21 protein-coding genes and 1 pseudogene are annotated in these 24313 nt (G+C 62.6%); 12 read left to right on the forward strand and 10 right to left on the reverse strand.

Annotated elements, in window-relative coordinates:
- Positions 1 to 8 precede the first annotated feature (8 nt).
- A complete protein-coding gene (locus tag WMC41_RS30220; protein WP_432350174.1) occupies positions 9 to 833 on the reverse strand; it encodes a DUF1365 domain-containing protein in 825 nt (274 codons plus the stop codon).
- 20 nt (positions 834 to 853) lie between these two features.
- The gene (locus WMC41_RS30225; RefSeq protein ID WP_432350176.1) at positions 854 to 1234 is read right to left on the reverse strand and encodes a DUF2147 domain-containing protein; all 381 of its coding nucleotides are present in this window, start codon (positions 1232 to 1234) and stop codon (positions 854 to 856) included.
- A 120-nt stretch (positions 1235 to 1354) separates the two neighbouring features.
- On the opposite strand from WMC41_RS30225, the pseudogene WMC41_RS30230 reads away from it, so the two are divergent.
- A pseudogene (locus tag WMC41_RS30230) lies at positions 1355 to 1756 on the forward strand (DUF2177 family protein).
- Here WMC41_RS30230 and WMC41_RS30235 read toward each other — a convergent pair.
- Genes WMC41_RS30235 through WMC41_RS30255 form a run of 5 tightly spaced genes read right to left on the reverse strand, consistent with a single transcriptional unit; the run spans position 1721 to position 5455 of the window.
- Complete coding sequence (locus tag WMC41_RS30235) at positions 1721 to 2320, reverse strand: hypothetical protein (protein WP_432350178.1); 600 nt, start codon at positions 2318 to 2320, stop codon at positions 1721 to 1723. The pseudogene WMC41_RS30230 and the gene WMC41_RS30235 overlap by 36 nt on opposite strands.
- A complete protein-coding gene (locus WMC41_RS30240; protein ID WP_432350180.1) occupies positions 2317 to 3354 on the reverse strand; it encodes an SAM-dependent methyltransferase in 1038 nt (345 codons plus the stop codon). The genes WMC41_RS30235 and WMC41_RS30240 overlap by 4 nt, the downstream gene beginning before the upstream one ends.
- The gene (locus tag WMC41_RS30245) at positions 3351 to 4166 is read right to left on the reverse strand and encodes a DUF1295 domain-containing protein (RefSeq protein WP_432350182.1); all 816 of its coding nucleotides are present in this window, start codon (positions 4164 to 4166) and stop codon (positions 3351 to 3353) included. The genes WMC41_RS30240 and WMC41_RS30245 overlap by 4 nt, the downstream gene beginning before the upstream one ends.
- Positions 4167 to 4169: 3 nt before the next feature.
- Positions 4170 to 4820 carry a ChrR family anti-sigma-E factor gene (locus WMC41_RS30250; RefSeq protein WP_432350183.1) on the reverse strand — a complete coding sequence of 217 codons (651 nt, stop codon included), beginning with the start codon at positions 4818 to 4820 and terminating at the stop codon, positions 4170 to 4172.
- Positions 4817 to 5455, reverse strand: coding sequence for a sigma-70 family RNA polymerase sigma factor (locus WMC41_RS30255; protein WP_432350185.1), 639 nt, complete (start codon positions 5453 to 5455; stop codon positions 4817 to 4819). Before WMC41_RS30255 ends, WMC41_RS30250 begins: the two co-directional genes overlap by 4 nt.
- A gap of 135 nt (positions 5456 to 5590) precedes the next feature.
- Between WMC41_RS30255 and WMC41_RS30260 the strand changes: the two genes are divergently transcribed.
- Positions 5591 to 6922, forward strand: coding sequence for an NAD(P)/FAD-dependent oxidoreductase (locus WMC41_RS30260; RefSeq protein ID WP_432350187.1), 1332 nt, complete (start codon positions 5591 to 5593; stop codon positions 6920 to 6922).
- 131 nt (positions 6923 to 7053) lie between these two features.
- Positions 7054 to 7632 carry a biliverdin-producing heme oxygenase gene (locus WMC41_RS30265; RefSeq protein ID WP_432350188.1) on the forward strand — a complete coding sequence of 193 codons (579 nt, stop codon included), beginning with the start codon at positions 7054 to 7056 and terminating at the stop codon, positions 7630 to 7632.
- On the opposite strand, the gene WMC41_RS30270 is transcribed toward WMC41_RS30265, so the two are convergent.
- Both WMC41_RS30270 and WMC41_RS30275 read right to left on the reverse strand, forming a co-directional pair.
- The gene (locus WMC41_RS30270) at positions 7629 to 10091 is read right to left on the reverse strand and encodes a PAS domain-containing protein (RefSeq protein WP_432350190.1); all 2463 of its coding nucleotides are present in this window, start codon (positions 10089 to 10091) and stop codon (positions 7629 to 7631) included. The two genes, WMC41_RS30265 and WMC41_RS30270, sit on opposite strands and share 4 nt — an antisense overlap.
- Before the next feature lie 169 nt (positions 10092 to 10260).
- A complete protein-coding gene (locus tag WMC41_RS30275; protein ID WP_432349837.1) occupies positions 10261 to 10665 on the reverse strand; it encodes a response regulator in 405 nt (134 codons plus the stop codon).
- Positions 10666 to 10955: 290 nt separating this feature from the next.
- On the opposite strand from WMC41_RS30275, the gene WMC41_RS30280 reads away from it, so the two are divergent.
- Genes WMC41_RS30280 through WMC41_RS30290 form a run of 3 tightly spaced genes read left to right on the forward strand, consistent with a single transcriptional unit; the run spans position 10956 to position 14610 of the window.
- Positions 10956 to 13124: an ATP-binding protein gene (locus WMC41_RS30280; protein ID WP_432349838.1), complete on the forward strand. Its 2169-nt coding sequence runs from the start codon at positions 10956 to 10958 to the stop codon at positions 13122 to 13124.
- Positions 13125 to 13127: 3 nt separating this feature from the next.
- Positions 13128 to 13586: a response regulator gene (locus WMC41_RS30285; protein WP_117370774.1), complete on the forward strand. Its 459-nt coding sequence runs from the start codon at positions 13128 to 13130 to the stop codon at positions 13584 to 13586.
- A gap of 1 nt (position 13587) precedes the next feature.
- Positions 13588 to 14610, forward strand: a complete 1023-nt coding sequence (locus WMC41_RS30290; protein WP_432349839.1) for a sensor histidine kinase — start codon at positions 13588 to 13590, stop codon at positions 14608 to 14610.
- Positions 14611 to 14652: 42 nt separating this feature from the next.
- Here the strand turns inward: WMC41_RS30290 and WMC41_RS30295 are convergent, their stop codons facing one another.
- Complete coding sequence (locus WMC41_RS30295) at positions 14653 to 15039, reverse strand: response regulator (protein WP_432349840.1); 387 nt, start codon at positions 15037 to 15039, stop codon at positions 14653 to 14655.
- 295 nt (positions 15040 to 15334) lie between these two features.
- Here WMC41_RS30295 and WMC41_RS30300 point away from each other — a divergent pair, with 295 nt between their 5' ends.
- The 6 genes from WMC41_RS30300 (at position 15335) to WMC41_RS30325 (ending at position 24291) form a co-directional block, all read left to right on the forward strand.
- Entirely contained in the window at positions 15335 to 16636 is a 1302-nt protein-coding gene (locus tag WMC41_RS30300; RefSeq protein ID WP_432349841.1) for an ABC transporter substrate-binding protein, read from the forward strand.
- Between the two features lie 11 nt (positions 16637 to 16647).
- Positions 16648 to 18549, forward strand: coding sequence for an ATP-binding protein (locus WMC41_RS30305; protein ID WP_432349842.1), 1902 nt, complete (start codon positions 16648 to 16650; stop codon positions 18547 to 18549).
- A complete protein-coding gene (locus tag WMC41_RS30310) occupies positions 18546 to 19871 on the forward strand; it encodes a sigma-54-dependent transcriptional regulator (protein WP_432349843.1) in 1326 nt (441 codons plus the stop codon). The genes WMC41_RS30305 and WMC41_RS30310 overlap by 4 nt, the downstream gene beginning before the upstream one ends.
- Before the next feature lie 159 nt (positions 19872 to 20030).
- A complete protein-coding gene (locus tag WMC41_RS30315) occupies positions 20031 to 21350 on the forward strand; it encodes an ABC transporter substrate-binding protein (RefSeq protein WP_432349844.1) in 1320 nt (439 codons plus the stop codon).
- A gap of 110 nt (positions 21351 to 21460) precedes the next feature.
- Entirely contained in the window at positions 21461 to 23173 is a 1713-nt protein-coding gene (locus WMC41_RS30320; protein ID WP_432349845.1) for an ABC transporter permease, read from the forward strand.
- Positions 23174 to 23190: 17 nt separating this feature from the next.
- Entirely contained in the window at positions 23191 to 24291 is a 1101-nt protein-coding gene (locus tag WMC41_RS30325) for an ABC transporter ATP-binding protein (protein ID WP_432349846.1), read from the forward strand.
- Positions 24292 to 24313 lie beyond the last annotated feature (22 nt).

Raw genomic sequence — 24313 nt, forward strand, 5'->3', positions numbered from 1 at the left:
AAGCCGTCTCACGCTTTGTCTGTGAAACTTGCTGTTTCCGGTGGTGGCGGACTTGTGCGGAAGCGTGCACCTTTCAGCCAAAGCTTGAAGGCTTCCCAATGAATACCGGCCGTCACCTTCATCGTCATGAAGGGAAAACGGATCAGGCAGCGCGCCAGCATGGCGTCCGTCAGCGGCGCCGCGTCCGCATTGAACGTGGCGGCCATGACCGGCTCTTTCCCCGCGGTTTCATGAATTCGTAGCCGGACAGTTCGGCCGGGCGGGAGGACGCGGAAATGGTAGCGCAGTCCCATGTCCATGAAGGGGGAAACATGAAAGACCTTCGTTCGCGTCTGCCGAATGCCGGCGGCGCTGATGTCGCCCGCAAGGACCGGTGCTACGTAACTGTGGCGTTCGCCGAAGGTGTTCCTGACCGCATAGATTATGGCAATCGGCCGGTCTTCATCGTCATAGGCGAAATAGGTCGAGAGCGGGTTGAAGACATAACCAAGCATGCGTGGGTAGGCGAGCAGCAGAATACGGGCCGCGGGCCCTGCGAGACCAGAGCGAGCCAGCAGGCCGTCGGCGAACTGTCGCAGCGTCTCTCCGTCATCTTCGACGTGATCGCGTTCGTGGAACGACAGGATTCCCGCGCGGTTGACGGCAAGCAGGCGGGTTAGTCCGGCAAGATCGACAAGCCGGTCGACATCGACCAGAAGGGAAAAGACGCTATAGCTAAAGCGATGACCGAAGGGATGGAGCCTCTGATGCATCACCTTTCCGGGGTAAAGCGTGCCGGCCGCAGAGGGCGGCGGGCCGTTGTCAGCCATGCTGGTAACCCGAATCTGCTTCATGCCTTTCTGTTTTCCGTTCATCATCGGGCCGACTGCCAACGCACGTTCTTGCAAAGCACGCCGCCGAGAATACAGCCTCGCGTGAGAAGCACATTGTCGGACACCTGCACCGTGATCGAATAGGTGCGCTCGCGTTTCTCATCAAAGGCGGTGCCAAATAATGAATCCTGAGATTTGGGTTGGAGCGACATGATCAGGCGGTCGCCGACCTCTTCGCCCTTGCTGGTGTCCCGGATCCAGAGATTGGTGGCGCAGATATTGCTGCCGCATGGAGCAATGCGCACACGCGCATTGCCGTCGTCGCGCAGCCAGACACCGCTCGGATCGACGGATTGCTGCGCGTGGGACATCGCGGCAGTTAGCATTATCGCGGAAAATGCAGTCAGAACCTCTATCCTCATCGGTCCATCCTCGTGGCTTTTCCTTAAATACGCACACGCGTGCAGATCGGTTCACCTGAGGTGATCCGTCAGGGCGACGAAGGCGTAGAAATGTCGACACACGTAATGGGAGACATTGGTATGAAAACCATCGTCATCGCCTATCTGGCGACGGGCATCGCCTTTCTGATCGTCGATGCCATCTGGCTTTAGACGATGGCCGATATGCTTTATAGGCCGCTCTTGGGCGACAAACTGGCGCCGCAGTTTCATCTGGCGCCGGCCGTTGTCTTCTATCTGATTTACGTTGCCGGCATCGTATTTTTCGCCGTGATGCCCGCGCTCGACGGGGGAGGACTCGGCAAGGCTGCGCTGAATGGTGCGATCCTCGGCCTGGTGGCCTACGCGACGTATGACCTCACCAACCATGCGACGCTTAAGGACTGGCCGCTTTCCGTTACGCTCGCCGACATTCCGTGGGGAGCGTTCGTCACGGCGACCGGCGCCTCAGCCGGCTTTCTCGTGGCGAGCCGCATCGGCTGACAGTTCCGCCTCAGCCATAATCCCTGAGAACAGGATGGCGACGAAAGCGGTGAGCATGCCGGCGCTCATCAGGTTGAGCCGTGCCAGGGCGGCGTATTGCACTGCATTGTACTGCGCGAGCGGCAGAGCATAGACATCGTGCAATAGAAGGAAAACGCCGAAGGCGAGCGCGGTAATCGCGAGGGCGACGACACGTTCCCGCGGGCGAAACAGCAGAAGCGCGATTATCCCGCACGGAACGAGGAAGATTTCGACTGCCGAGGCGGTGCCGAAGAGCCACGCCGAAAGCACGGTATTGCCGATCCCCGTCAGCGGCAGCAGAGCCCGCCCTGCCACGTCATTCCGGCGCGCCACGGCCGGCACGGCGAGAAAGAACGGTGTCGACAGGAACGTGAACCAGGCGGCGGTGATGTCGGCACTCACCAACCAGAAGAGATAGAGTGGGTAAAAGGGCTGGTTCGACGCGACCAGCAAGGAAATCACGTTCGCCGCAGCGACACGCGGGTCGCGATGGTGTGCGTAGGCCCGCACCATCGCGGTGAGGTGTTTCAGAAAGAAGATCACCGGCCCGCGCCGACGGGGCTGAGGCGATAGTGGCTTACGCCCCATTCTTCTCCACCGGCATGGCCGAAGAGCCCGGCCGTGGCGAGGAAAAACATTCGCCAGCGCCGCATCCAGACGGATGCGTCCTTGCCATAGGTCGCCTCGAAGATGGCGCGGACCGCGTCACGGTTTCGGTCGAAATTGTCGAGCCAGTCCAGCGCGGTGCGCTCGTAGTGCTTGCCGTTCCAACGCCAGTCCCGTTCGACGGTGAAACTGTCGTCGAACGCGCGAACGAGTCCATGGCTGGGCATGACGCCGCCGGTAAAGAAATACTGCGCAATCCAGTCCGCCTTGTCTGCATGGTCGAAGCGATAGGCCGTCTTGCGATGCGAGAAGACGTGCAGGAAAAGCCGCCCGTCGTCTCGGATCCAGCTGCGTGCACGCTGGAGCAGGCAATGCCAGTTGGACATGTGTTCGAACATTTCCACCGACACGATGCGGTCGAAGGTGCCGTCCGGTGAGAATGTGTTCATGTCCGCGGTGATCACGGTCAGATTGCGAAGGCCGCGGCGTTTGGCTTCCGCCTCGATATAGGTGCGCTGCGAGGATGAATTCGAAACGGAGACGATGCGACCGGACGGAAAGCGCTCTGCCATGAACAGCGAGAGGGATCCCCATCCGCAGCCGAGCTCGAGAATATCCTGCCCGTCTGCGAGGTCCGCGTGAAGGCACGTCTCCTCCAGAGCCGCGGTTTCCGCCTCTGCGAGTGTCGTGGCGGGCGAGGCATAGAGGCAGGATGAATATTTACGGCGCGGGCCGAGCACCAGCGAGAAGAATGCTGCGGGAAGCTCATAGTGCTGGGCATTGGCGTCATCCGTGTGCACGGCGATGGGCCATTCGCTCATGGAGCGCGCAAAGTCCTGATCCGTCGGACCGGTCCCCTCCGCCAGCAATCGGCGCGTGCGCCCAACGAGCCGGCTGATGCCGAACCGCAGGGCATGATCGGGTAACGGCAGCCGCTCGGCGGCGGTGATGGCGGTCACGGCAAGGTTCATATGGTCTGCTCCCGTTTTTGCGCGCCCGGCCAGAAGGCGTTGACGCGCTTGATATAGGCGGTGAAGGCAGCGCCGCGCGAACGCATCATGTGCGCCTCAAGCGGCGGAATCCCTGAAACATGCACCAGCAGCCAATACATCAGGGTGGGACCTCCAAGTGCCAACCAACCCCAGCCCCAGTCGCCAGCAGGGCCGATAGCCACGACTGCATAACCAACCCATCCGAGCCATTGGAAGAAATAGTTGGGATGGCGCGACAGGCCCCAGAGCCCGACATCGCAGACCTTACCCCCGTTGGTGTCGTCGTCGCGAAACCGCGCCAGCTGCGCATCGGCAATGCCTTCCCCGACGACGGCGATGACGATGATCGCGATGCCGGCAATATCGCTCCACTGCCAGCCCATGGCCGGGTTGCGTGCTGCGGCGAAGATCGTTGTGGTCAGGAGAAGCGCGGCGGCGGCCTGGATTTGCAGAAACAGGAAGAGACGCCCGCGCCAGCGCTCGCCCCATTCCTCCTGAAGTTTCGTGTAGCGAGGATCCTCACCGCCCTTCAGCGTGCGCCGCAGGATATGCAGGCCGAGACGACAAGACCAGAGCGCAGCCACCGCTGCCATGAGAAGCCGTCGCTGCTCATCGCCCTCCCAGTCCGAAACCGGAACAAGCGCGGCAGCCACACCCGCCCCGCCCACGAGAAAGGACCAGACGGTATCGACCCAGCCGGATCCCGCCCCTTTCACGACCGCGAGCCAGACGGCTGCCATGCCCAGCGAGATAGCAGCGGCCAGAAGAAGGAGGAGCGCCGCCGCCGGCATGGTTCAGATCCCGAAGATCGGCTGCAGCATGCGGCCGATGACATTCTTGAAGCGCATCTTGCCTTCCAGGGCGGCGAGGCAGATGCACTCGCCATCTTTGTCGACGATTGGCTGGTGCTCGACGTCCTCATCCATTTCAGCAAGGTCTCCGGGGAGGAAGCGGCCGAAACGATCGGAAAACGATCCCGACACGATATAGGTGAATTCGGTGCCGACATGCCCGTGATCGGGGAGCGCGCGGCCGGGGCCGACCTTGAGCAGGATGAGATTTGCATCGGGATCCTGCGGCACGCCGACCCGGCTCATCTTCATACCAGGGCCGATCCAGCGCCAGCGTCCGATATCGCAGCCGCGCAAAGCGTCCGGCAAGCGAATGCCTTCAAGCTCCACCGGCGCCAGCGGCGGCGGTGCGATGGGGGCGGCATCCTCGTCATCGAGCATGGAGAGCACGTCGATCAGCGCAGTTGCCGACAATTGCGTTGGTTCCGTTTCTTCCAGAAGAGCGCCGCCCAGCGCTTCATATTCGCCGACGCGGGCGCGACAGGCCGGGCAGCGTGCCAGATGCGCCTTGACGACGATGGCGGGCGCGGCGGCAAGCGTGCCGGCCGCATAACGCATCAGGGTCTCGTCGGTTGCGTGATGTGTGGTGGTCATGATTTGTCTTCCAGCAGCCCGCGAAGCCGGTTCATGGCCAGGCGTGTTCTAGATTTCACGGTGCCGAGCGGGATGCCCAGCTCATCGGCGATTTCAGTCTGCGATTTCTCGCTGAAATACGAAAGGCGGATGATCGTCTGCTGCTCGGGCGAGAGCGCGGTCAACGCGTCGCGCACCGCCGCATCCCGCTCGGCGCCGAGCATTCCATCCTCGACCGTATCCTCCGCGTTTTCAGGATCCGGCGGCAGGGCCGACGGATCCTTCTGCCGTCGCAGGTGGTCGATGCGAATGTTGCGCGCGACCGTAAAGATCCAGGTCGCGACCCCTGCGCGTTCGGCGTCAAAATATGATGCCTTGCGCCAGACGGTCAGCATTGTCTCCTGAACGAGATCCTCCGCGGCTGCGGACGACATTGTCCAGCGTAGGAAGAAGGTCTTCAGCTTCGGCCCGAAGTAGCGGAAGAGAAGGGCGAAAGCCTGACGATCCCGACCTTGCGCGACCTTCAGCATCATCTCAACAAGTGCACCGGGCGAGGGGGGCTGTTGTGTGTCCCTTGAACTCACCACGGCAAGCCGCCGGCCTGTCGGCACATCTGGTTTGCGATCAATCTGTATCGGGCTCGAAACTTCATTCATGCGTCCTTCTACGCGGCAGTTTCGTCGGCGGATCACACTCCTCGAAATCGCTCCTTCGCAGTGATCCGTCAGATTCCTGCGCTCGTAAAGGATACAGATAGTTGTCCAGAGTTCGAAAGCCGCAAAAGGATTGCCATGCGCCATTTTCCTCAATCGGGTCGGCCACTCAAAATCGCGGTCGTCGGCACAGGCATCGCCGGTCTTTCAGCGGCGTGGTTGTTGTCGCAGCGTCACGATGTAACGGTTTTCGAGGCGGACAACCGTATCGGTGGCCACTCTCACACCGTGGATGCAGGCGGCGCCCCGGTCGATACCGGCTTTATCGTCTATAACGAAGCGACCTATCCAAACCTCACGGCCCTGTTTGCGCATCTCGACGTACCAACCAGGGCCTCGGACATGTCTTTCGCCGTGTCGATGGACGGTGGTAAGCTGGAATACGCTGGCACGAACCTTGCCGGACTTTTCGCCCAGCGCAGCAACCTTGCCAGCCCGCGCTTCTGGTCGATGCTGCGAGACCTCGTGCGTTTCTACCGTCAGGCGCCAAACGGCGTGCGCGATCTCGATCCTTCCGCTAGCCTCAACGACTATCTCGATAGCGCCGGCTTCGGGCGGGCGTTTCGCGAAGACCACCTTTATCCAATGGCGGCTGCGATCTGGTCGACACCGGCACTTGAGATCGGGAATTATCCGGCGCTGTCCTTCGTACGCTTCTGCGAGAACCACGGCTTGCTGAAATTCATGCGCCGACCAATCTGGCGAACGGTTGATGGCGGAAGCCGCGCCTATGTCGACCGTCTTACGGCGCCATTCCGCGACAGGATCCGGATAAATGCGCCGGTGAAGTCAATCCGCCGCGTCAACGGCGCGGTTGAGATTTCCGTGGGCGGCGCCGAGGCCGAATGGTTCGATCACGTCGTGATCGGCGCCCATGCCGACCAGGCGCTGGCGATGCTTGCCGATCGCTCCCCACGCGAGGATGAACTGTTGAACGTGTTCGCATATGGCGACAACGAGACGGTATTTCACCGCGATGAAACCTTGATGCCAAGCCGCAGGCGTGTCTGGGCAAGCTGGAACTACCTCGCGCAATCCGGACGTGACGGCGCTGCATCGCGCAAGCCCTGTGTTACCTACTGGATGAACCGGTTGCAGGGAATTTCCGATCCTCGTCCGTACTTCGTCACGCTTAGCCCCCTACATGCCCCGGCCGAAGACAAGGTAATCTGGCGCGGGCTCTACCAGCATCCTCTCTTCAATGCTGCGACGCTTGCCGCCCAAAGGCAGCTATGGTCGCTTCAGGGGGAAGCCAATACATGGTTCTGCGGGTCCTATTTCGGTTCCGGCTTCCACGAGGATGCCATTCAGGCGGGTTTGGCCGTTGGCGAAACCTTGGGAGGAAATATGCGGCCATGGTCCGTCCAAGGAGAATCCGATCGAATATTCCGTAGCCTGCAGGGCGCTTGATTGCATGCGCCTTAAGGTTCTTCTGTAATTCTCGATGCTTCCTGCCCACCAGTCTGATACCACGTCCCTAGAGTGAAAGGATCTTCCCTCGCGAAGGTCTTGCGACGATCCGCTTTCTGTAATGGGAACACATGGGACACAGTGAAAGGCGGTTTGCGCTTCGGGATCGAACCCGAGCCAACCATGAGAAGCTCGACGCCGCGATCGGCGCATTTGAGAACCTTGCGGCGTATCGGCGCTATGTGACCTTCCTCGGCAGATTTCGCTTCGCGATGGATCGGGTCTTGCACGATATCGTCTGGCCACGGGATTGGTCCTGGCGTCCGACCCCCGTGTCCGCTTCGATCGCGCAGGACGCGAAAGATCTGGGGCTCCGGCTAACACCGACCGAAATGTCGGATGTGCTGTTTGACGATCAAAGTGGTTTGTTGGGTGCGGTCTATGTTCTCGAGGGATCGACTCTCGGTGCGCGCGTTTTGAGATCCCAAGCCGCCGCGCTTGGAATGACCGATGGTTTCGGTGCACGACACCTGGCGGTCATGACGCGCGACATGTCGTGCTGGCAGTCCTTTCTTCGTCAACTGGACGATGTTGAAGACTTCGACATCGAATGCGCCGCCCAGGCCGCGAATGCTGTCTTCGATCTCGCCTTGCGATGCGTCGAGACAGGCGGGCTACCGTCTCCCGACTTCAAAGCGAGCGCCGATTAGCCATCGATTACACGCCGAACCTTCTCGGCCAGCTGCTCCAGACTGAAGGGCTTTTGAAGCAGATGGGTTCCGGCGTCCAGGATGCCGTTGTGAACGACGGCGTTTCGGGTGTAGCCGGTTGTATAAAGGACCTTCAGTTCCCCCAGTTTCTCCGACGCCAGGGTGGCGAGTTCACGGCCCGTCATCTCAGGCATGACGATATCCGTAAAAAGGAGCGCGGGCTTCAGGCCTTCTCCCAACAGGGCAAGCGCTGCCGCGCCGCTAGCGGCTTCCGCCACTGTATAACCGAGTTCGCGCAGCGCCTCGACGGAGAAATTGCGCACCCGCTCGTCATCCTCCACCACCAGAATGAGTTCGCCACGGACGCCGCGCGCAGGGTCAGCATTCTGCGGCGATATCTCTCTGGCTTCCGTCTCGCCGTAATGACGGGGTAGGTATACTTTTACGGTGGTTCCGTGGCCTGGTTCGGAATAGATCTTCACGTGTCCGCCGGACTGGCGCACGAAGCCAAAAACCTGGCTGAGGCCGAGCCCCGATCCCTTGCCGACCTCCTTTGTCGTGAAGAAGGGATCGAAGGCCTTTGCGAGAGTGTCGCCGCTCATTCCCGTGCCGGTGTCGGTGACCGCAATCATCACATATTGGCCGGGCGACATCGTGTGTTCTTGGGCATAGTCCTCGGAGACGAATGTGTTGGCCGTTTCAACGGTGAGCCGGCCGCCGTTCGGCATGGCATCTCGGCCGTTGACCGCAAGATTGAGGACCGCGTTCTCAAGTTGGCTGACATCGGCATTTATGCGCCATAGCCCCGCGGCCAGCACGGTCTCGACCTGAACCTGCTCGCCGAGCGCCCTCGTCAGCAGCTCGCGCATGCCGGCGACCATGCGGTTCGGTTCGATGATTTCGGGCTGGAGTGGCTGGCGACGGGAAAAGGCGAGCAGACGTTGGGTGAGAGCGGCTGCCCGGTTTGCGCCGTCCTTGGCGGCGTCGATGTAACGGGCAAGATCGGTTTCGCCGCGCGCAAGGCGCCTTTCGAGGAGGTTCATGGCGCCTAAAATGACGGCAAGCATATTATTGAAGTCATGCGCGACGCCGCCGGTGAGTTGCCCGACCGCCTCCATCTTTTGCGCCTGTCGCAACTGTGCTTCGGCTTCCAAGAGTTTGACGGTGCGCTCCTGCACTTCCTTTTCAAGTTCTTCCCGCGATCGGGCGAGAACCTCACGTGCGTCGATGATGTCCTGGATGTCCGTGCAAGTACCGAACCAGCGGGTGATTGCACCGTCCTCATTGCGCACAGGCTGCGCGCGGCCAAGCACCCAGCGGTACTTTCCGCTTCGATGACGGAGCCGATATTCGATGTGATAGGGTTCTCCGGTCTGCAGACAATGCCGCCAGACGGTCCAGGCGCGGTCCTGATCCTCCGGATGGAACATTCCGGCCCAGCCCTCGCCATCGGTTGAGCCTGAAGGCACGCCGGTGAAATCGTACCAGCGCTGGTTGTAGTAGTCGTGATATCCCTCTGGGGTCGTCGACCAGATCATCTGGTCGATGGAGTTCGTGATTGCCCGGAAGCGCTCCTCGCTGTCGCGGAGCGCGGCTTCCGCATTTTTTCGGTCGGTTATATCGAAGCTGATGCCGGGGAAGCGCAGAGCTGTTCCGTCCGGCGCAAGCGTCGGCCGACCCTGCGCGATGACCCATCTGTGTGCGCCGTCCGCCTGGACGAGGCGGTATTCCTGAGAAAAGATGCTGCCATCCTTCAAGGCCGCCGTAATAGCTTTTTCGACATTTGGAAGATCGTCGGCGTGAATGGCATTGAAGAAATTGGCGATTGATGCGCCGGTGCTCGCCTCTTCGCGCGGGACGCCGTAAAGCTTCGCGAAGCGCGCATCGGCAATGACCCGATTGTTGGGAACATCCCAGTCCCAGGTGCCTACCGTATCCGATGCGCCCAGAGCATATTCCAGCCGCTCCTCGCTGGCACGCAATGCGCGCTCGGCCGACAGGCGCGCCGTCGTCTCGTTGCCCTGGTTGAATATGCCGAGGACCTTACCGTTCTGCCCGAAGATCGGCGCGAAGCTGTAATCCCAATGGGTCTGTTGTATGCGGCCCCCGCGCTGCATTGGTAGCATCTGATCGGCGACCGAAAACCCCCTGCCGGTTTGCAGAACGGCGAGGAGTTGGGGCTCAATCACATGCCAAATATCGGCCCAGACCTCGCGGGCCGGACGTCCCAGTGCCCAGGGGTGTTTTTCCCCGGCAATCGGCGCCCAGGCGTCATTGTAGAGAAGGCGAAAGTCGTCCCCCCAGTAAAGGGCCGTGGGAAGCGAGGTGTTGAGACATAGACTCAGCACCATGCGCAGTTCCTGCGGCCAGTCTGCTTCCGCGCCGAAGAGCGTCTTCGTCCAGTCGATCTCCTGGATTCGCTGGTTCATCTCGCTGCGTGTCTTGGGAACAAAGGTCATATTGCCGTTTCTCGACGTGTTGCCGGCTTATATGGGAAAGTTCGAAGAAATTGAAAGCACAGTAATCCTGTGAACTTATTAAAAAAAATGAAAGGGATATAAGAGGGATGAAACGACTCCAGAGACATCGATGCGGCGCGGTCGTGGGGCCGGGGGGAGTGCCCAGACGCTACGAACGTATGCGCCTAGCCGGCAGGGCGTTGCCCTTCGCCCTGATCTGATCGTTAAGTTCAGCGATCACGGTGTCGAGACTGTAGGGCTTGGCGAAGATTCGTCCCGCCGCCGGCAATGCCTCCAGCATTAGATCGGATCTGCCCGAGACGACGATCCTGGCGGCGTCCGGCCGACAGTTGCTGAACAGTTCCAGCAGTTCAAGGCCACTCAGGCCGCCGGGTAAGTCAACATCCGTAACCAGGCCGTCAATCCGGGAGTGCCTTGCGATCTGCCCGATGGCCTCCAGGACGTTGGACGCTGCCAACACTCGATAGCCCTCGTCCTGTAATGCCTCGACAAGGATGAGGCGGATGAGAGGTTCGTCTTCGACGACGAGAATGGTGGATTGCGACGCGGCCATCTATATCTCCAGTTCGTTGGCTCACACTCAACGTGCACCCCCTGGAATTTCGCCCGTCCCTGAAGCCAGTCTTTGCGAACAATCTTAATAAAATGCAAAGAACCTCGCTGTCGGCCGGAGCGCGGTCTGGGCATGTCGCATGCGCCAACGAGGTAAGGGCGCGACAGGGGCCTACCAAAATCGCGGCCCGCTCTTAGATAGTAGGTGGTCTTTATAACCCTTTGATGGTCGGTTTACACCACCCCGATTATCGCTAGGGTTCGCTGCATTGCGTAGGGAGAGAGGATTCGATGTCAGGGAGCCGAAGCGATCTGGATACTTGCGCCCGCGAGCCGATTCATGTTCCCGGCGCAATCCAGCCCCATGGATCTCTGCTCGTCCTCGATCCCGACGGCCTTGCTCTCCTGTGGGCATCGGCCAATTTCGAGGGTATCACCGGCCGGACGCCAATCGAACTGCTCCGGTCAGTCGAGGCCGGTTTGCGTGATTGGCAGGCCACCGGAACGCATACCTACCGTACCCGGCTACAGCATCCGGATTTGGACATGGCGGCACATGTTCATCAGGGCCGCGTGATCGTCGAGTTCGAACGCAGCACGCCCGTTTTTCAAAACGAGCTTCTTTTCCGTCTGACCGGCTTCGCACAGCAGATGACGGCTACCGAGGAGCTGGGGAACGCACTTTCAGCGACCGCCTGCCTGATCGCCGACCTGACGGGTTTCGACCGGGCCCTCGTCTATCGGTTCGATCCCGACTGGAACGGCCATGTCGTGGCCGAAGCCGGCAACGGTACCCTGCCTTCCTATCTCGGCCTGCGTTTCCCCGCTGCCGATATTCCGGCGCAGGCACGCAATCTCTACAGTCTCAACCGCATACGCCTGATACCCGATGCGAATTACATCCCGGTTCCCTTGACTGCGTTCGGAGAGCAGCGAGACGCGGGGGGCATCGACATGACGTTTACGCAGCTTCGCAGCGTGTCGCCGATCCATCTCGAATATATGCGCAACATGGGCACGCTCTCGTCCATGTCTATATCGGTCATGGTGGACGGCAGGCTCTGGGGCCTCCTGTCCTGCCACAGCCGTAATCCCCACCGTGTCACGAGCGATATCCGCGAGGCTTGCGATTTCGCGGTTCAGAGCCTAGCCATGCGGATCAGCGCCGACAGCCGGGCCGAGACTGCGGCCCTCGGCGTCGAGCTTGCGCGCGTGCACACCGGGCTATTGGCCGCGATGGCGCAGGCAGGCCGGTGGGACGAAGGCTTGGCCGGCGCGCCGGCGGCGTTGCTGGAACTCACCCGGTCGCACGGGGCGACGATCCTGTCGCAGGAAAGCTTCCTGCCCGTCGGCGAGGTCCCCGAAGAACATCATGTGAGGCGCCTGGTCAGCCGCCTTTCGCAGCACGGCGCAGCCACCGATTTCTATTTTACGGATTCGATCGCCTCGGAGTTCCCACAGGACGAGGGCTTCACCGACGGCACCTGCGGTGTCCTGGCCTTGCGCATTTCCGAAGTGGAAGACAGCTGGCTTATCTGGTTCCGTCAGGAAGTGGTAAAGGCGGTCACTTGGGGCGGCAATCCGCACAAGGTGGTGCAGGAGAGCGGACGGATCCATCCTCGCAAGTCGTTCGAGGCCTGGCGCGAGATGGTGCGCGGCAGGAGCGCGCCATGGCACCCAGCAGAGATCGCCGCCGCCCGCGACCTGCGCTCCTCGATCGTGGAGATCGTGCTGAAGAAGGCCGAGCAACTGGCCAGGCTCGCCGCCGACCTGCAGAAATCCAACAGGGAATTGGAGGCTTTCTCCTATTCCATCTCGCACGACCTGCGGGCGCCGTTCCGCCATATTGTCGGCTTTTCACAGCTTTTGACGGAACGGGAGAAAAATCTCGGCGAGCGCTCGCGCCATTATCTCCAGATGATTTCGGATTCGGCGCTTGCTGCAGGTGAACTCGTCGACGATCTCCTGACGTTCTCCCATCTCGGTCGAGCGGCAATCTCCGCGGACAAGGTGGATATGAACAAGCTCGTGGCCGAGGTGCGGCGAGGACTTGCGGAGGAGACGGCGGGCCGCTCGATCGTATGGCAGGTCGATCATCTGCCCGTTGCGACGGGGGACGCCACCCTCCTTCGGCAAGTCTGGTACAATCTCATCGACAATGCGGTCAAATATACGCGACAGCGTGAAGAGGCGCATATCAAGATATCCGCCGATGCGACCGACGACGGCGTGCTGTATCGGATCGCCGACAACGGCGTCGGCTTCGACATGGCTTACAAGTCCAAACTGTTCGGTGTATTCCAGCGGCTGCAGCGAAGCGAGGATTTCGAGGGCACGGGTATCGGCCTTGCCCTCATCAAGCGCATCGTCGAGCGGCATGGCGGCAGCGTGGACGCCATGGGCAAGATTGACGAGGGCGCATGCTTCACTTTTTCCTTACCGGCGCCACCTGAGGAGTGATCCGTGCCAGAACTGAGGCCTATTTTGCTCGTTGAAGATAATCCCCGGGATCTCGAACTGACCCTGACGGCGCTTGAAAAGTGTCAGATCGCCAATGACATCGTGGTTGCCCGGGACGGTGCCGAGGCGTTGGATTTCCTCTATCTCAGCGGTTCCCACGCCGGCCGCGATGCCGGCGATCCCGCCGTTGTGCTCCTCGATCTCAAGCTGCCAAAAGTCGATGGACTGGAGGTGCTCGAAAAAGTGAAGCGCGACGAAAACCTGCGTCACGTGCCGATCGTCATGCTCACCTCTTCCCGCGAAGAGCAGGATCTGGTGAAAAGCTACGAGCTCGGGGTCAACGCATTCGTCGTCAAGCCGGTCGAATTCAACCAGTTCTTCAAGGCGATCCAGGATCTCGGCGTCTTCTGGGCGCTTCTCAACGAGCCCCCGCCGAAGCTGCGGCAGGTGGGCGGGAACTGACATGGCCGAAATGCTGCGTATCCTGTTGCTGGAAGACAGCACTATCGATGCTGAACTCATTGAGGCGCAACTCGACAGCCTGGACGAAGCCTTCGCCGTGAAGCGCGTCGCGACGCGCGCGGCTTATCAGGCTGCGCTGGCGGATGACATCTTCGACGTGATCCTTTCGGATTTTTCCCTCCCCGATTTCGATGGAATGGCCGCGCTCGAGCTGGCGGTTGCCTCGGCTCCCTATGCGCCTTTCATCTTCGTCTCCGGTGTTCTTGGAGAGGACGCTGCCATTGAAGCGTTTCGCAAGGGCGCGACGGACTATGTTCTCAAGCCGCGCCTAGCTCGGTTGCCGGCGGCTGTGACGCGCGCACTGAATGAAGCGCGCGGGCGGGCGGAGAGCCGGCGGATCGAGCAGCAGAAGGATTTCCTGGTCCGCGAACTCAGCCATCGCGTGAAAAACAATCTCGCGGTCGTGCTTTCGCTCATTCGTCGAACCGGCCGCAGTTGCAGATCGGTCGCGGAGTTCGAGGAGAAACTCCTTGCCCGCATTTCCGCGCTGGCGGATGCCCACGAGCTGTTGTTCGAGGGCAACTGGGACGAGACCGAACTTCTGAGTGTTTTCCAGCGCGCGGTTCGGCCACATAACAAGGATCTGGCGCGCTTCGACATCGGACGGCACGATCTCGTTCGGCTGGACCCCAAGACCGCGCTTTCAATTGGAATGGTCTTCAACGAGCTCGTGACGAATGCCTCGAAATATGGGGCGCTGGCCAATGAGCAGGGGCGGATCTCCATAGCGTGGGTGGTCGACAAGACGAATCTGGGACGATCCGTGCGCCTCAGTTGGGCGGAGCATGGCGGACCGACCATCGAGGCGCCCGGTGACGAAGGGTTCGGCACCCGGCTCATAAAGGCCAATATCGAATATGAGTTGGGAGGGCAGGCGAGCCTCCATTACCCGCCGGAAGGCTTCAGGGCAGAGATCGACCTGCCTATCCCCGAGAGTGAAGCGGTAAGGTCCGCATCTGCCTAGGGAGCCCTGTTCCGGTACTTCGCCGGCTCGGATCTTTCGCGTCTAGAAGGCCGTCTGGGGCGTTGCGGCAATCTGCTCCGCGAGCCGGGCCTGCAAAACCCTGAGGTCACACGGTTTCGGCAGCAGCACGATGTCGGTCAGTTCTGTCCGGGTGTCAGGCAGTTCAGCATATCCGGAGCAGACGACGAGGGGTGTGCCGGCCTTGGCGAGTATCTCGATAACGGGATAGGAGTAGACGCCTCTTAGATTGAGGTCGAGAACCGCCCCGTCGATGCCGGACGAAACCGCCTGAAGGGCCTGCTCGACGCTTGAGACGGGGCCGATCACCTTGGCGCCGAGTTCCGTGAAGAAATCTTCAAGGTCGAGGGCGAGGAGAGGGTCGTCCTCCAGAATGAGGATGCGTTTGTTTTCTAGGCTGCTTTTTACCATGATACTCTCAACGTCTATGCCAGTAACTACCTAATTAGGATCGCGAAACTGCCCGTCAATGGTTCCAATAGGCTGAGGCCAGTGATACCGTGTGAAGTCGCACATCTTCATTGCAACGATGCAGCGGTCCACGGTTCTGATCGGCTAAAGAGCTTTGAATGAGCCGCGGGCGGTCGGGATTTCAGGTAGACATCCCCCCTGAACGCGGACAAAGTTCTACCGTTCACTTTTGACACAATCAGATTTTTTGACCGGAGGCAGGTCCGCTTTGAGCTGGCACGGGCATTATTGTGGCGTGTATTGGTTTCTGTCCCTCGCCGTATTTCTCTGTTGTTCACTCAGCAGCGCAAGAGCGGAAGATCTGTCGATCATCACCTCCTATCCGCCCTCCTTCTACGAGCCGTTCCAACGGGCCTTCGAGGCGCGCAATCCGGATGTGCGTGTCACGGTCGTCCAGCGCAACACGGGCAGTGCGAGCCGCTTCATCCTTGAAAAGCCCGAGGTCGCGGCGGATATCTTCTGGGCTTCGGCGACGGATGCCTTCGAACTTCTGAAGCGCAAGGGAGCCCTGAGGGCGATCCGCCCGCGCCAGACCGGCGCGCCGGAACGCATTCTCGGTTATGCGGTCAACGATCCCGACGGCTTCTATCTCGGTTTCGCGCTGTCGGGCTACGGGCTCGTCTACAATGCGGCCTATCTCGCGCAATATGGCCTGCCGGTGCCGCAGAACTGGCAGGATCTGTTGAAACCCGCCTATGCCGGTCATATCGGCATCACCTCGCCCTCCCGTTCCGGCACCACGCATCTCATCGTGGAAGCCTTGCTGCAGGCCTATGGCTGGGAGCGGGGATGGGCGCTGCTGTCGGAGATCGGCGGCAATCTCTCGACCGTCACGGCGCGCAGCTTCGGCGTCGCCTCGGGCGTGGCGCAACGCCGCTTCGGCATCGGCGTCACCATCGATTTCCTGGCGAAGGCGCCGGATGTCGCTGGCGGCGAGAATGTCTTCGCGCTTACGCCGGACCCGATCTATGTGCCGGCCAACATCGCCATCCTCTCGCGGGCGCGTAATGGAGAGGCGGCCGAGCGCTTCGTCGATTTCCTTTTTTCCGCGGAAGGGCAGGGCATCCTGCTGCGACCGGCCATCGGGCGCATTCCGGTGCGCGCGGAGCTGAATGTCGGCCTGCTGCCGCCCGAAAGCACGGGCGGCCTGCTTGCCGCCAATGGGTTCGATGCGCGCCTTTCGGCCGAGCGCTACGGTATCGTCAACCTGATCTTCGATGATTACATTGTTCGCCGGCGGGCGATGCTCGCCCGTCTGTGGGCGCGGTTGCGGGAATTCGAAGGGCAGGCGCCGGGCGACGCCGCGCGGCAAAGTACGCTGGCGAGCGTGCGCCGGCTGCTGGGCACGCCGCCGCTGTCGGCCGGCGATGTCGAGAAACTGGCCGAAGACCTGAAGGGCGAATGGCCGCGGGGCATTGCCCGCACGGCGGCGCAGCAGACCGTCGCGCGCGATATAAGGGGCGTCGTGGAGCAGAACCTTGCCCGGGCGGAAAGCCTGCTGGTGACGATCTCGACCCCGGCCGGCCGGCGATGGTAGAAGCCGCCGCGATGGAGACCCATGCATCACGACGGAAGGGGCCGAGGCGCTGGCGCTTCGGCATCGGCGCGCGCCTCGGCGCGGCCTTCGTCGCGATCGTCGGCCTTGCCGTCGGCGCCAGCCTCGTCGGCTGGCTTTCCTACCGGGAACTCTCGGGCGAGCTTTCGCGTATTGCCGAAGTGCAGATGCCGCAGCTGGCTTTCGCCTCGCGGCTTTCCAAGGCGGGGGCGGATATCGGCTCGGTCACGGCGGCGCTGACCGGCGCGGAGACGCGGGCGGAATATGACGAGACCCGCCGCATCTATGCGGAACGACTGGCCGCCTTGCAGGCATTGCTGGAGGACAACGAGGCCGAACCTTCCGTGCAAAAACTTCTGCCGCTGGCCGCCTCGATCAATGGCAACCTCGCCCGGATCGATCTGGCGGCCGGCAAGCGCTTCACACTGGCCGAGGCGATGCGCGCGGATGTCGACGAACTGCGCTGGGTGCAGGCCGACCTGATCGAGGAGGCCGATCCGCTGGTCGATGACATCCGCTTCAACATCGAGGCGGAAACGCGTAACGGTCGCAGCGCGGCCGCGCTCGGCGAGCAGCGGCGCAGCGAGGCGCTGCTGACCGTGGTGTCGCAGGCCAATCTTGCCACCGGGCTGATCGCCCGGCTCGTCAGCAGCGCGACGGCGGAGGAGGTGCAGGAGGCCAATGCCTTTCTCGGCGACAGCGCGGACGAGCTTGCCGCGCGCCTTGCGACACTGGAGGGCTGGCCGGACAGTCTGACGGTGCGCCAGCTTGCCCGGCGCATCCTGCAGCAATCCGACCCCGCGACGGGCACGCCCAACCGCAAGCGCTCCGAAATGCGGGAGGCGGAACGGCTCGGCGAACTGGCGAAGGAGAATGGTCGTCTCGTCGCGGCGCTCGGCCAGCGCATCGAGGCGGAAGTGGTGGCCATCGAGGCGAGCGCCGGTGCGGCGGCGCAAAGGGCGGCGGCGGCCATCGATCTCGGGCGGAAGCTGCTTGCGGCCATTGCCGTGCTGGCCGTCGCGCTCGCCGTCGTCATCGGCGTCTTCTATGTGCATCGCAGCCTGCTTGTCCGCATCGACCAGCTCGCCCATGCCGCGACGGCGATCAGTGCGGGCAATCCCGCCGCGCCCATTCCGGCGGGCGGCAATGACGAGCTGGCGGACCTTGCCCGCGCGCTCACCCTCTTTCGCCAGACGCGCGATGAGCTGGTGCAGTCGGCAAAACTCGCGGCGCTCGGCCAGATGGCGGCGGGCATCGGCCATGAGCTGAACCAGCCGCTGGCGGCGATCCGTGCGCATATCCACAGCGGTTCAACGCTGATCGCGCGCGGCAACAGCGAGCAGGCGCTGAACAACCTGGAGAAGATCCGCGCGCTGACGGCGCGCATGGCCGGGCAGATCAACCATATCCGCCGCTTCGCGCGGCGGCCGGATGCGAAACTGCAGCCCGTCGACCTTGCGGCCGTCGTGCACGAGGCGCTGAGCCTGCTCGATCATCGTTTCGAGGAGGAGGGCGCGACGCTCGCCCTCGTGCTGCCGTCCGATCTGCCGCAGGTCATGGCCGAGCCGGTGCGGCTCGAACAGGTTGTGGTGAACCTTGTCGCCAATGCGCTCGATGCTGTGGCGGAGCGGCCCGAAAGGGTGGTGACGGTGACGGCAGAGGGGAGCGGCGAAGGGGCGAGCCTGATTGTCGGCGATACCGGTGCGGGCATTGCCGCCGGGAACCGCGATGCGGTCTTCGATCCCTTCTTCACCACCAAGCCGGTGGGGGCGGGCCTCGGGCTCGGCCTTTCCATTTCCTATAATATCATCAAGGATTTCGGCGCCGATATCGCTGTGCTGGAGACCGGGCCCGGCGGCACACGCTTCATCGTGTCCCTGAAAGGAGCGGCATGACCGCATCGATAGACGTCATCCTCGTTGACGACGACGCCAATGTGCTCGACGCCTGCCGTGAGCTTCTGGAGATCGAGGGGTTTCGCGTATCCGCGCACGGTTCCGTCGCGGCGGCGCTGGCGGGGCTTGCGGCCGATAGCGAAGCGGTCGTCGTTTCGGATGTGCGCATGCCGCGGCGGGACGGTTTCGACCTCGTCGCCGCCGTGCAGGCCATCGACAGGGAGATCCCGATCGTCCTGATGACCGGCCACGGCGATATCCCGATGGCGCTGCGCGCGATGCGCGATGGCGTCTGGGATTTTCTGGAGAAGCCGGCCGATCCGGTGCATCTCATCGAGACCGTGCGCCGGGCCCGCGACCATCGCCGTCTGCTTATCGAGAACCGGCGTCTGCGCCTGTCCATCGCGGCCGACGGCTGGGAGGCGCGGCTGATCGGCCATTCGGCGCCGATGGTGGCGCTGCGTGAGCGGTTGAAGCGCATCGCGGGCGCGGCGACGGATATTCTCGTGCTCGGTGAGACGGGCACGGGCAAGGAGGTCACGGCGCGGGCGCTGCACGATTTCAGCGGCCGCAAGGGCCGCTTCGTCGCGGTCAATTGCGGCGCGATCCCGGAGACCATGCTGGAATCGGAACTGTTCGGCCACGAGGCTGGCGCCTTTACTGGGGCAAAGGACAAGCGCATCGGCAAGATCGAGCATGCCCATGGCGGCACGCTTTTCCTCGATGAGATCGAATCCATGCCGTTGCCGGCGCAGGTGCGGCTGCTGCGCGTGCTGCAGGAGCGGGTCATCGAGCGGCTCGGCTCGAACGACGAGGTCGCGGTCGACCTTCAGGTCGTCGCCGCGACGAAGGCGGATCTGCACCAGCTTGCCCGGCAGGGCAGGTTCCGCGAAGACCTCGCCTACCGGCTCGACATCGCCCGTGTCGAACTGCCCGCGCTTTCGGTTCGTCGGGGCGACGTCGCGCTGCTCTTCCGCCACTTCCTCGATCTGGCTGCCCGCCGGCAGGGCCGCGCAGCCCCGCATGTCGATGCGACCGTCCTTGCCGATCTCGACCGGCGCAACTGGCCCGGCAATGTGCGCGAACTGCGCAACGTTGCCGAACGTTACGTGCTCGGCCTCGAAGACCTGCCGACGGGCGTCGAGGTCGCCGGGGAGACCTTGGAGGCGCGCATGGACCGCGTGGAGCGGGCGATCCTCATCGACAGCCTTGCCGAGCAGGAAGGCCGCATCGGCGTGACGGCGGACATGCTCGGCATCTCGCGCAAGACGCTGTACTTGAAGATGCGCAAGCATGGCCTCGGGGGTGAAGAGGAAGCGTGACGTTACCCTTTCGACCCCGGAAAACGGCGGCGATGTTACCTTTCTTTCCCATTTTTCGCGCGGAAACGCTGGAAAACCGGCGTTTTCGAAACTGGCACGGGCCTTGCTGATATCCCGATGACCGCCGGAGCGCCGGCGGTGCCATTGGGAGGAAACCATATGCTCAAGACCATTGCCGCGGCGATGCTTATGTCGGCCGCCATGATCGTTACCGTGCAGGCTCAGGACGGCGGAAAAGTCACCGTCATCACGTCCTTCTCCAAGGACGTCACAGATCCCTTCAAGGCCGGCTTCGAGGCCGCCAATCCCGGTTATACGCTCGACGTGCAGAACAAGAGCACGAGTTCGGGCGTCAAGTTCGTCGACGAGACGAAGGGCAATAACCAGGTCGACCTGTTCTGGGCCTCCGCGCCCGACGCCTTCGAGAACCTGAAGAGCCGCGACCTGCTGGCCCGGTTCACGCCAGCCGTCACGGGTCTGCCGGAAAAGGTCGGCTCCTATCCGGTCAACGATCCGCAGGGCTACTATTTCGGCTTTGCCGCGTCCGGTTACGGCATCATGTCGAACGACCGCTATCTGGAAGCCAACAACCTGCCGCAGCCGACCGAATGGAGCGACCTCCTGAAGCCGGAATATCATGACCATATCGCCATCGCCGCACCCTCGCGCTCCGGCACGACGCATCTGACCATCGAGACGATCCTGCAGGGCGAGGGCTGGGAAAAGGGCTGGGCGACGCTGACCGGTATCGGCGGCAACCTTCAGCAGGTGACGGAACGCTCCTTCGGCGTGCCGGATGCGGTCAATTCCGGTCAGACGGGTATCGGCATCGTCATCGACTTCTTCGCCTTCTCCGCCAAGGCGAGCGGCTTCCCGGTCTCGTTCAGTTATCCCTCGATCACGACGGTCGTGCCGGCCAATGTCGGCATCATCGCCAATGCGCCGAACCAGAAGGGCGCCGAAGCCTTCGTGAACTACCTGCTGTCGGAAAAGGGCCAGGCCGTTCTGCTCGAGCCAGCGATCCGTCGCCTGCCGATCAATCCGGCGCTCTACAAGAATGCGCCGGAAGGCTTCCCGAATCCTTTCGAGGATCCGCGCTTCCAGTCGATGATCACCTTCGATTCCGAGGTCTCCAAGCAGCGCACGGATGTCGTCGACGCCCTTTACGACCAGCTGATCACCTTCCAGCTCGACAATCTGCGCGATGCGACGAAGGCGATCCATGCTGCGGAAAAGGCGCTGGCAGCCAATGACCAGGCCGAAGCGCGCGCGCTGATCACTGAGGCCCATGGCCTGATGGCCCGCATGCCGGTCTCTGCGGAAGAGGCGGCGACCGACGAAATGCGCGCGGCCTTCACCGGCGGCGAGGAAAAGACGGCCCGTCAGGCCGAACTGGAACAGATCTGGGCGGCCTTCGCCAGCGAGAAATACGCTGCCGCCAAGTCCAAGGCCGAGCAGGCGCTCGACCTGATCGACTGATCTTGCCACGGCCGCCCGCCCGGCGGGCGGCCTCTCCTCCCAGTCCTGTCTTCGCTCCTCCCGGCGCCCTTGGACGCCGGGCCGGCCGATCTCACTCCGGAGACTGCCTCATGGCCTTCGCACTTTCATCCCTTCCTGCCCGGCGCATCACGGCGCGGCCCGGCCAGGTTCTGGCGGTGACGCTGATCGCGCTTTTCCTCGCGATCTTCCTCGTCATCCCCGCCGGAACGGTGATCTACACCGCCTTCACGGAGAAGGGCACCGGCGCGCTCACCGCCGTGAACTTCGTCGATTTCTTCAACACCGATCTCTTCCGCCGCTCCTTCTTCAATTCGGTCTATGTCTCGGCCATGTCCGTGGTCTGGGCGAGTGCCATCGCGCTGCCGCTTGCAGTGCTGACGACGCGCTTCGAGTTCCGTGGCTCGCTGGTCATCCAGACGCTTGGCTTCGTGCCGCTCATCATGCCGCCCTTCGTTGGCGCGGTGGCCATGCAGCTGCTCTTCGGCCGCAACGGCACGGTCAACCTGCTGCTGAATGACTGGTTCGGCATCCGCATTCCCTTCATGGAGGGGCTGAACGGTGTAATCTTCGTGCAGTCGCTGCACTATTTCCCCTTCATCCTGATCAACCTCTCCACCAGCCTGCGCAACATCGACCGGTCCATGGAAGAGGCGGCGCAGAACCTCGGTTCGTCCGGCATGCGCCTCTTCCGCCGCATCGTCTTCCCGCTTGCCATGCCCGGCTATCTCGCCGGCGCATCGCTGGTCTTCGTCAAGGTCTTCGACGATCTGGCGACGCCGCTTCTGCTCAACGTCAAGGACATGCTGGCGCCGCAGGCCTATTTGCGCGTCACCTCGGTCGGCCTCACGGACCCGATGGGCTATGTCATCTCCGTCATCCTCATCGTCGTCTCGATCTTCGCCATGTGGCTGTCGGCCGTCGCCATGCGCGGCAAGGACTATTCCACGACCCAGCGCGGCGGCGGCGGCCTGTCGCGGCGCAAGCTCGGCCTCGGGGAGAGCATCGTCGCCTATGGCGTCGTCGGCCTCATCCTGCTGCTCGTGCTCTCGCCGCATATCGGCCTGCTGATGCTGTCCTTCGCCACGGTCTGGTCCTTTAGCCCGCTGCCGGATGCCGTGACGCTCGCCCATTACGGCCGGGTGTTCGGCGAAAGCTCGATCTACATCAAGAACACGCTGATCTATGCCACGCTCGCCGGTCTCATCGACGTGGTCGTCGGCGGCGCCATCGCCTATCTCGTGCTGCGCACCAAGATCATCGGCCGGCGCTGGCTCGACTGGGCGGCGACCTCGGCGCTCGCCATTCCCGGCGTCGTGCTCGGCATCGGCTATCTGCGCACCTTCTACGGCGTCTCGCTGCCGGATGGCACGCCGCTCGCCACGCTCTGGATCATGGTCGTGCTGGCGCTCGCCATCCGCCGTCTGCCCTATGCGCTACGCGCCTGCTACGCCGCGCTGCAGCAGGTATCGGAATCGCTGGAGGAAGCGGCGGAGAACCTCGGAGCGACCAAGCAGCGGACCATCCGCCGCATCGTGCTGCCGCTGATGACGGGCGGCCTTCTCGCCGGCTTCGTCACCAGCTTCTCCACCGCCGCCGTCGAGCTTTCGGCAACGCTGATGCTCATCCAGAGCAATTCCGATGCGCCACTCGCCTATGGCCTCTACGTCTTCATGCAATCGCCGGCCGGCCGCGGCCCCGGCGCGGCTCTCGGCGTCATCGCGGTCGTCATGGTAGCACTGTGCACACTGCTGTCCCACTACGTCATCGAGCGCCGCCAGAAGGCGCTCGGCATCGGCAAATGATCCGGGAGGAACGGACTATGACCATCAATATCGACAAGGCTGTCCTCGCGGAAAGCCCTGCCAAGGCCATCAGCATCTGCGACGTGAACCTCTATTATGGTTCGCTGCATGTGCTGAAGGACATCAATCTCGAAATCCAGCCTGGCGAGTTCTTCGCCTTCCTCGGCCCTTCCGGCTGCGGGAAGACGACGCTGCTGCGCCTCATCGCCGGGTTCAATCAGGCCCAGAACGGCGCCGTCGTCGTCGGCGGCGAGGATGTGCTCGACATGCCGCCGTGGAAGCGCGACATCGGCATGGTGTTCCAGTCCTATGCGCTCTGGCCTCATATGACGGTGGCACGCAATGTCGCCTTTGGCCTGGAGGAGCGGCGCTTGCCGCGTGCCGAGGTGGAAAAGCGCGTGGCCGCGGCTCTTGCGCTGGTCGGCCTGTCGCATCTCGCCGACCGGAGGCCCTCGCAGCTTTCCGGCGGCCAGCAGCAGCGCGTGGCGCTTGCCCGCACCATCGCCATCGAGCCCAAGGTGCTGCTGCTCGACGAGCCGCTGTCGAACCTCGACGCGAAGATGCGTGTGGAGGTGCGGCGGGAGCTGCGCGAACTTCAGCAGCGCTTGAAGCTCACCACCATCTTCGTCACTCACGATCAGGAGGAGGCGAACACGGTCTGCGACCGCATCGCCGTCTTCAATGAAGGACGCATCCAGCAGGTCGGCACGCCGATGCAGCTCTACGAGAAGCCGGCCAACCTCTTCGTCGCCAACTTCCTCGGCACGGCGAACATTCTGGAGGGCAGCGTGAAGGGTGAAGGCGCGGCGCGCAGCTTCGAGGTGGCTGGCGGCGGCAGCATTCCTGTGCCGGCCGGTGTCGACGTGCCGGCCGGGGCGAAGCTCGTCTTCCGCCCGCAATATGCGACGATCGGCACGGTGGATGCCGATGCCGTCCCGCTTTCCGGCACCATCGCGCACCGGGAATTCCTCGGCGCGACGGTGCGCTACGGCGTGGAGGTGGGCACGGCGACGGTGCTGGTCGACGCGCCCTTCCATTCCGGCGATGGCTTGCTTGCTCCAGGCAGTAGCACGGTGCTCGGCATCAAGCCGGCCTCGGCGCTTTGGCTTGCCGATTGACAACGATCCTCTTCGCCGCTTT

The organism is Shinella yambaruensis (assembly GCF_050859155.1).
Lineage (GTDB): Bacteria > Pseudomonadota > Alphaproteobacteria > Rhizobiales > Rhizobiaceae > Shinella > Shinella yambaruensis.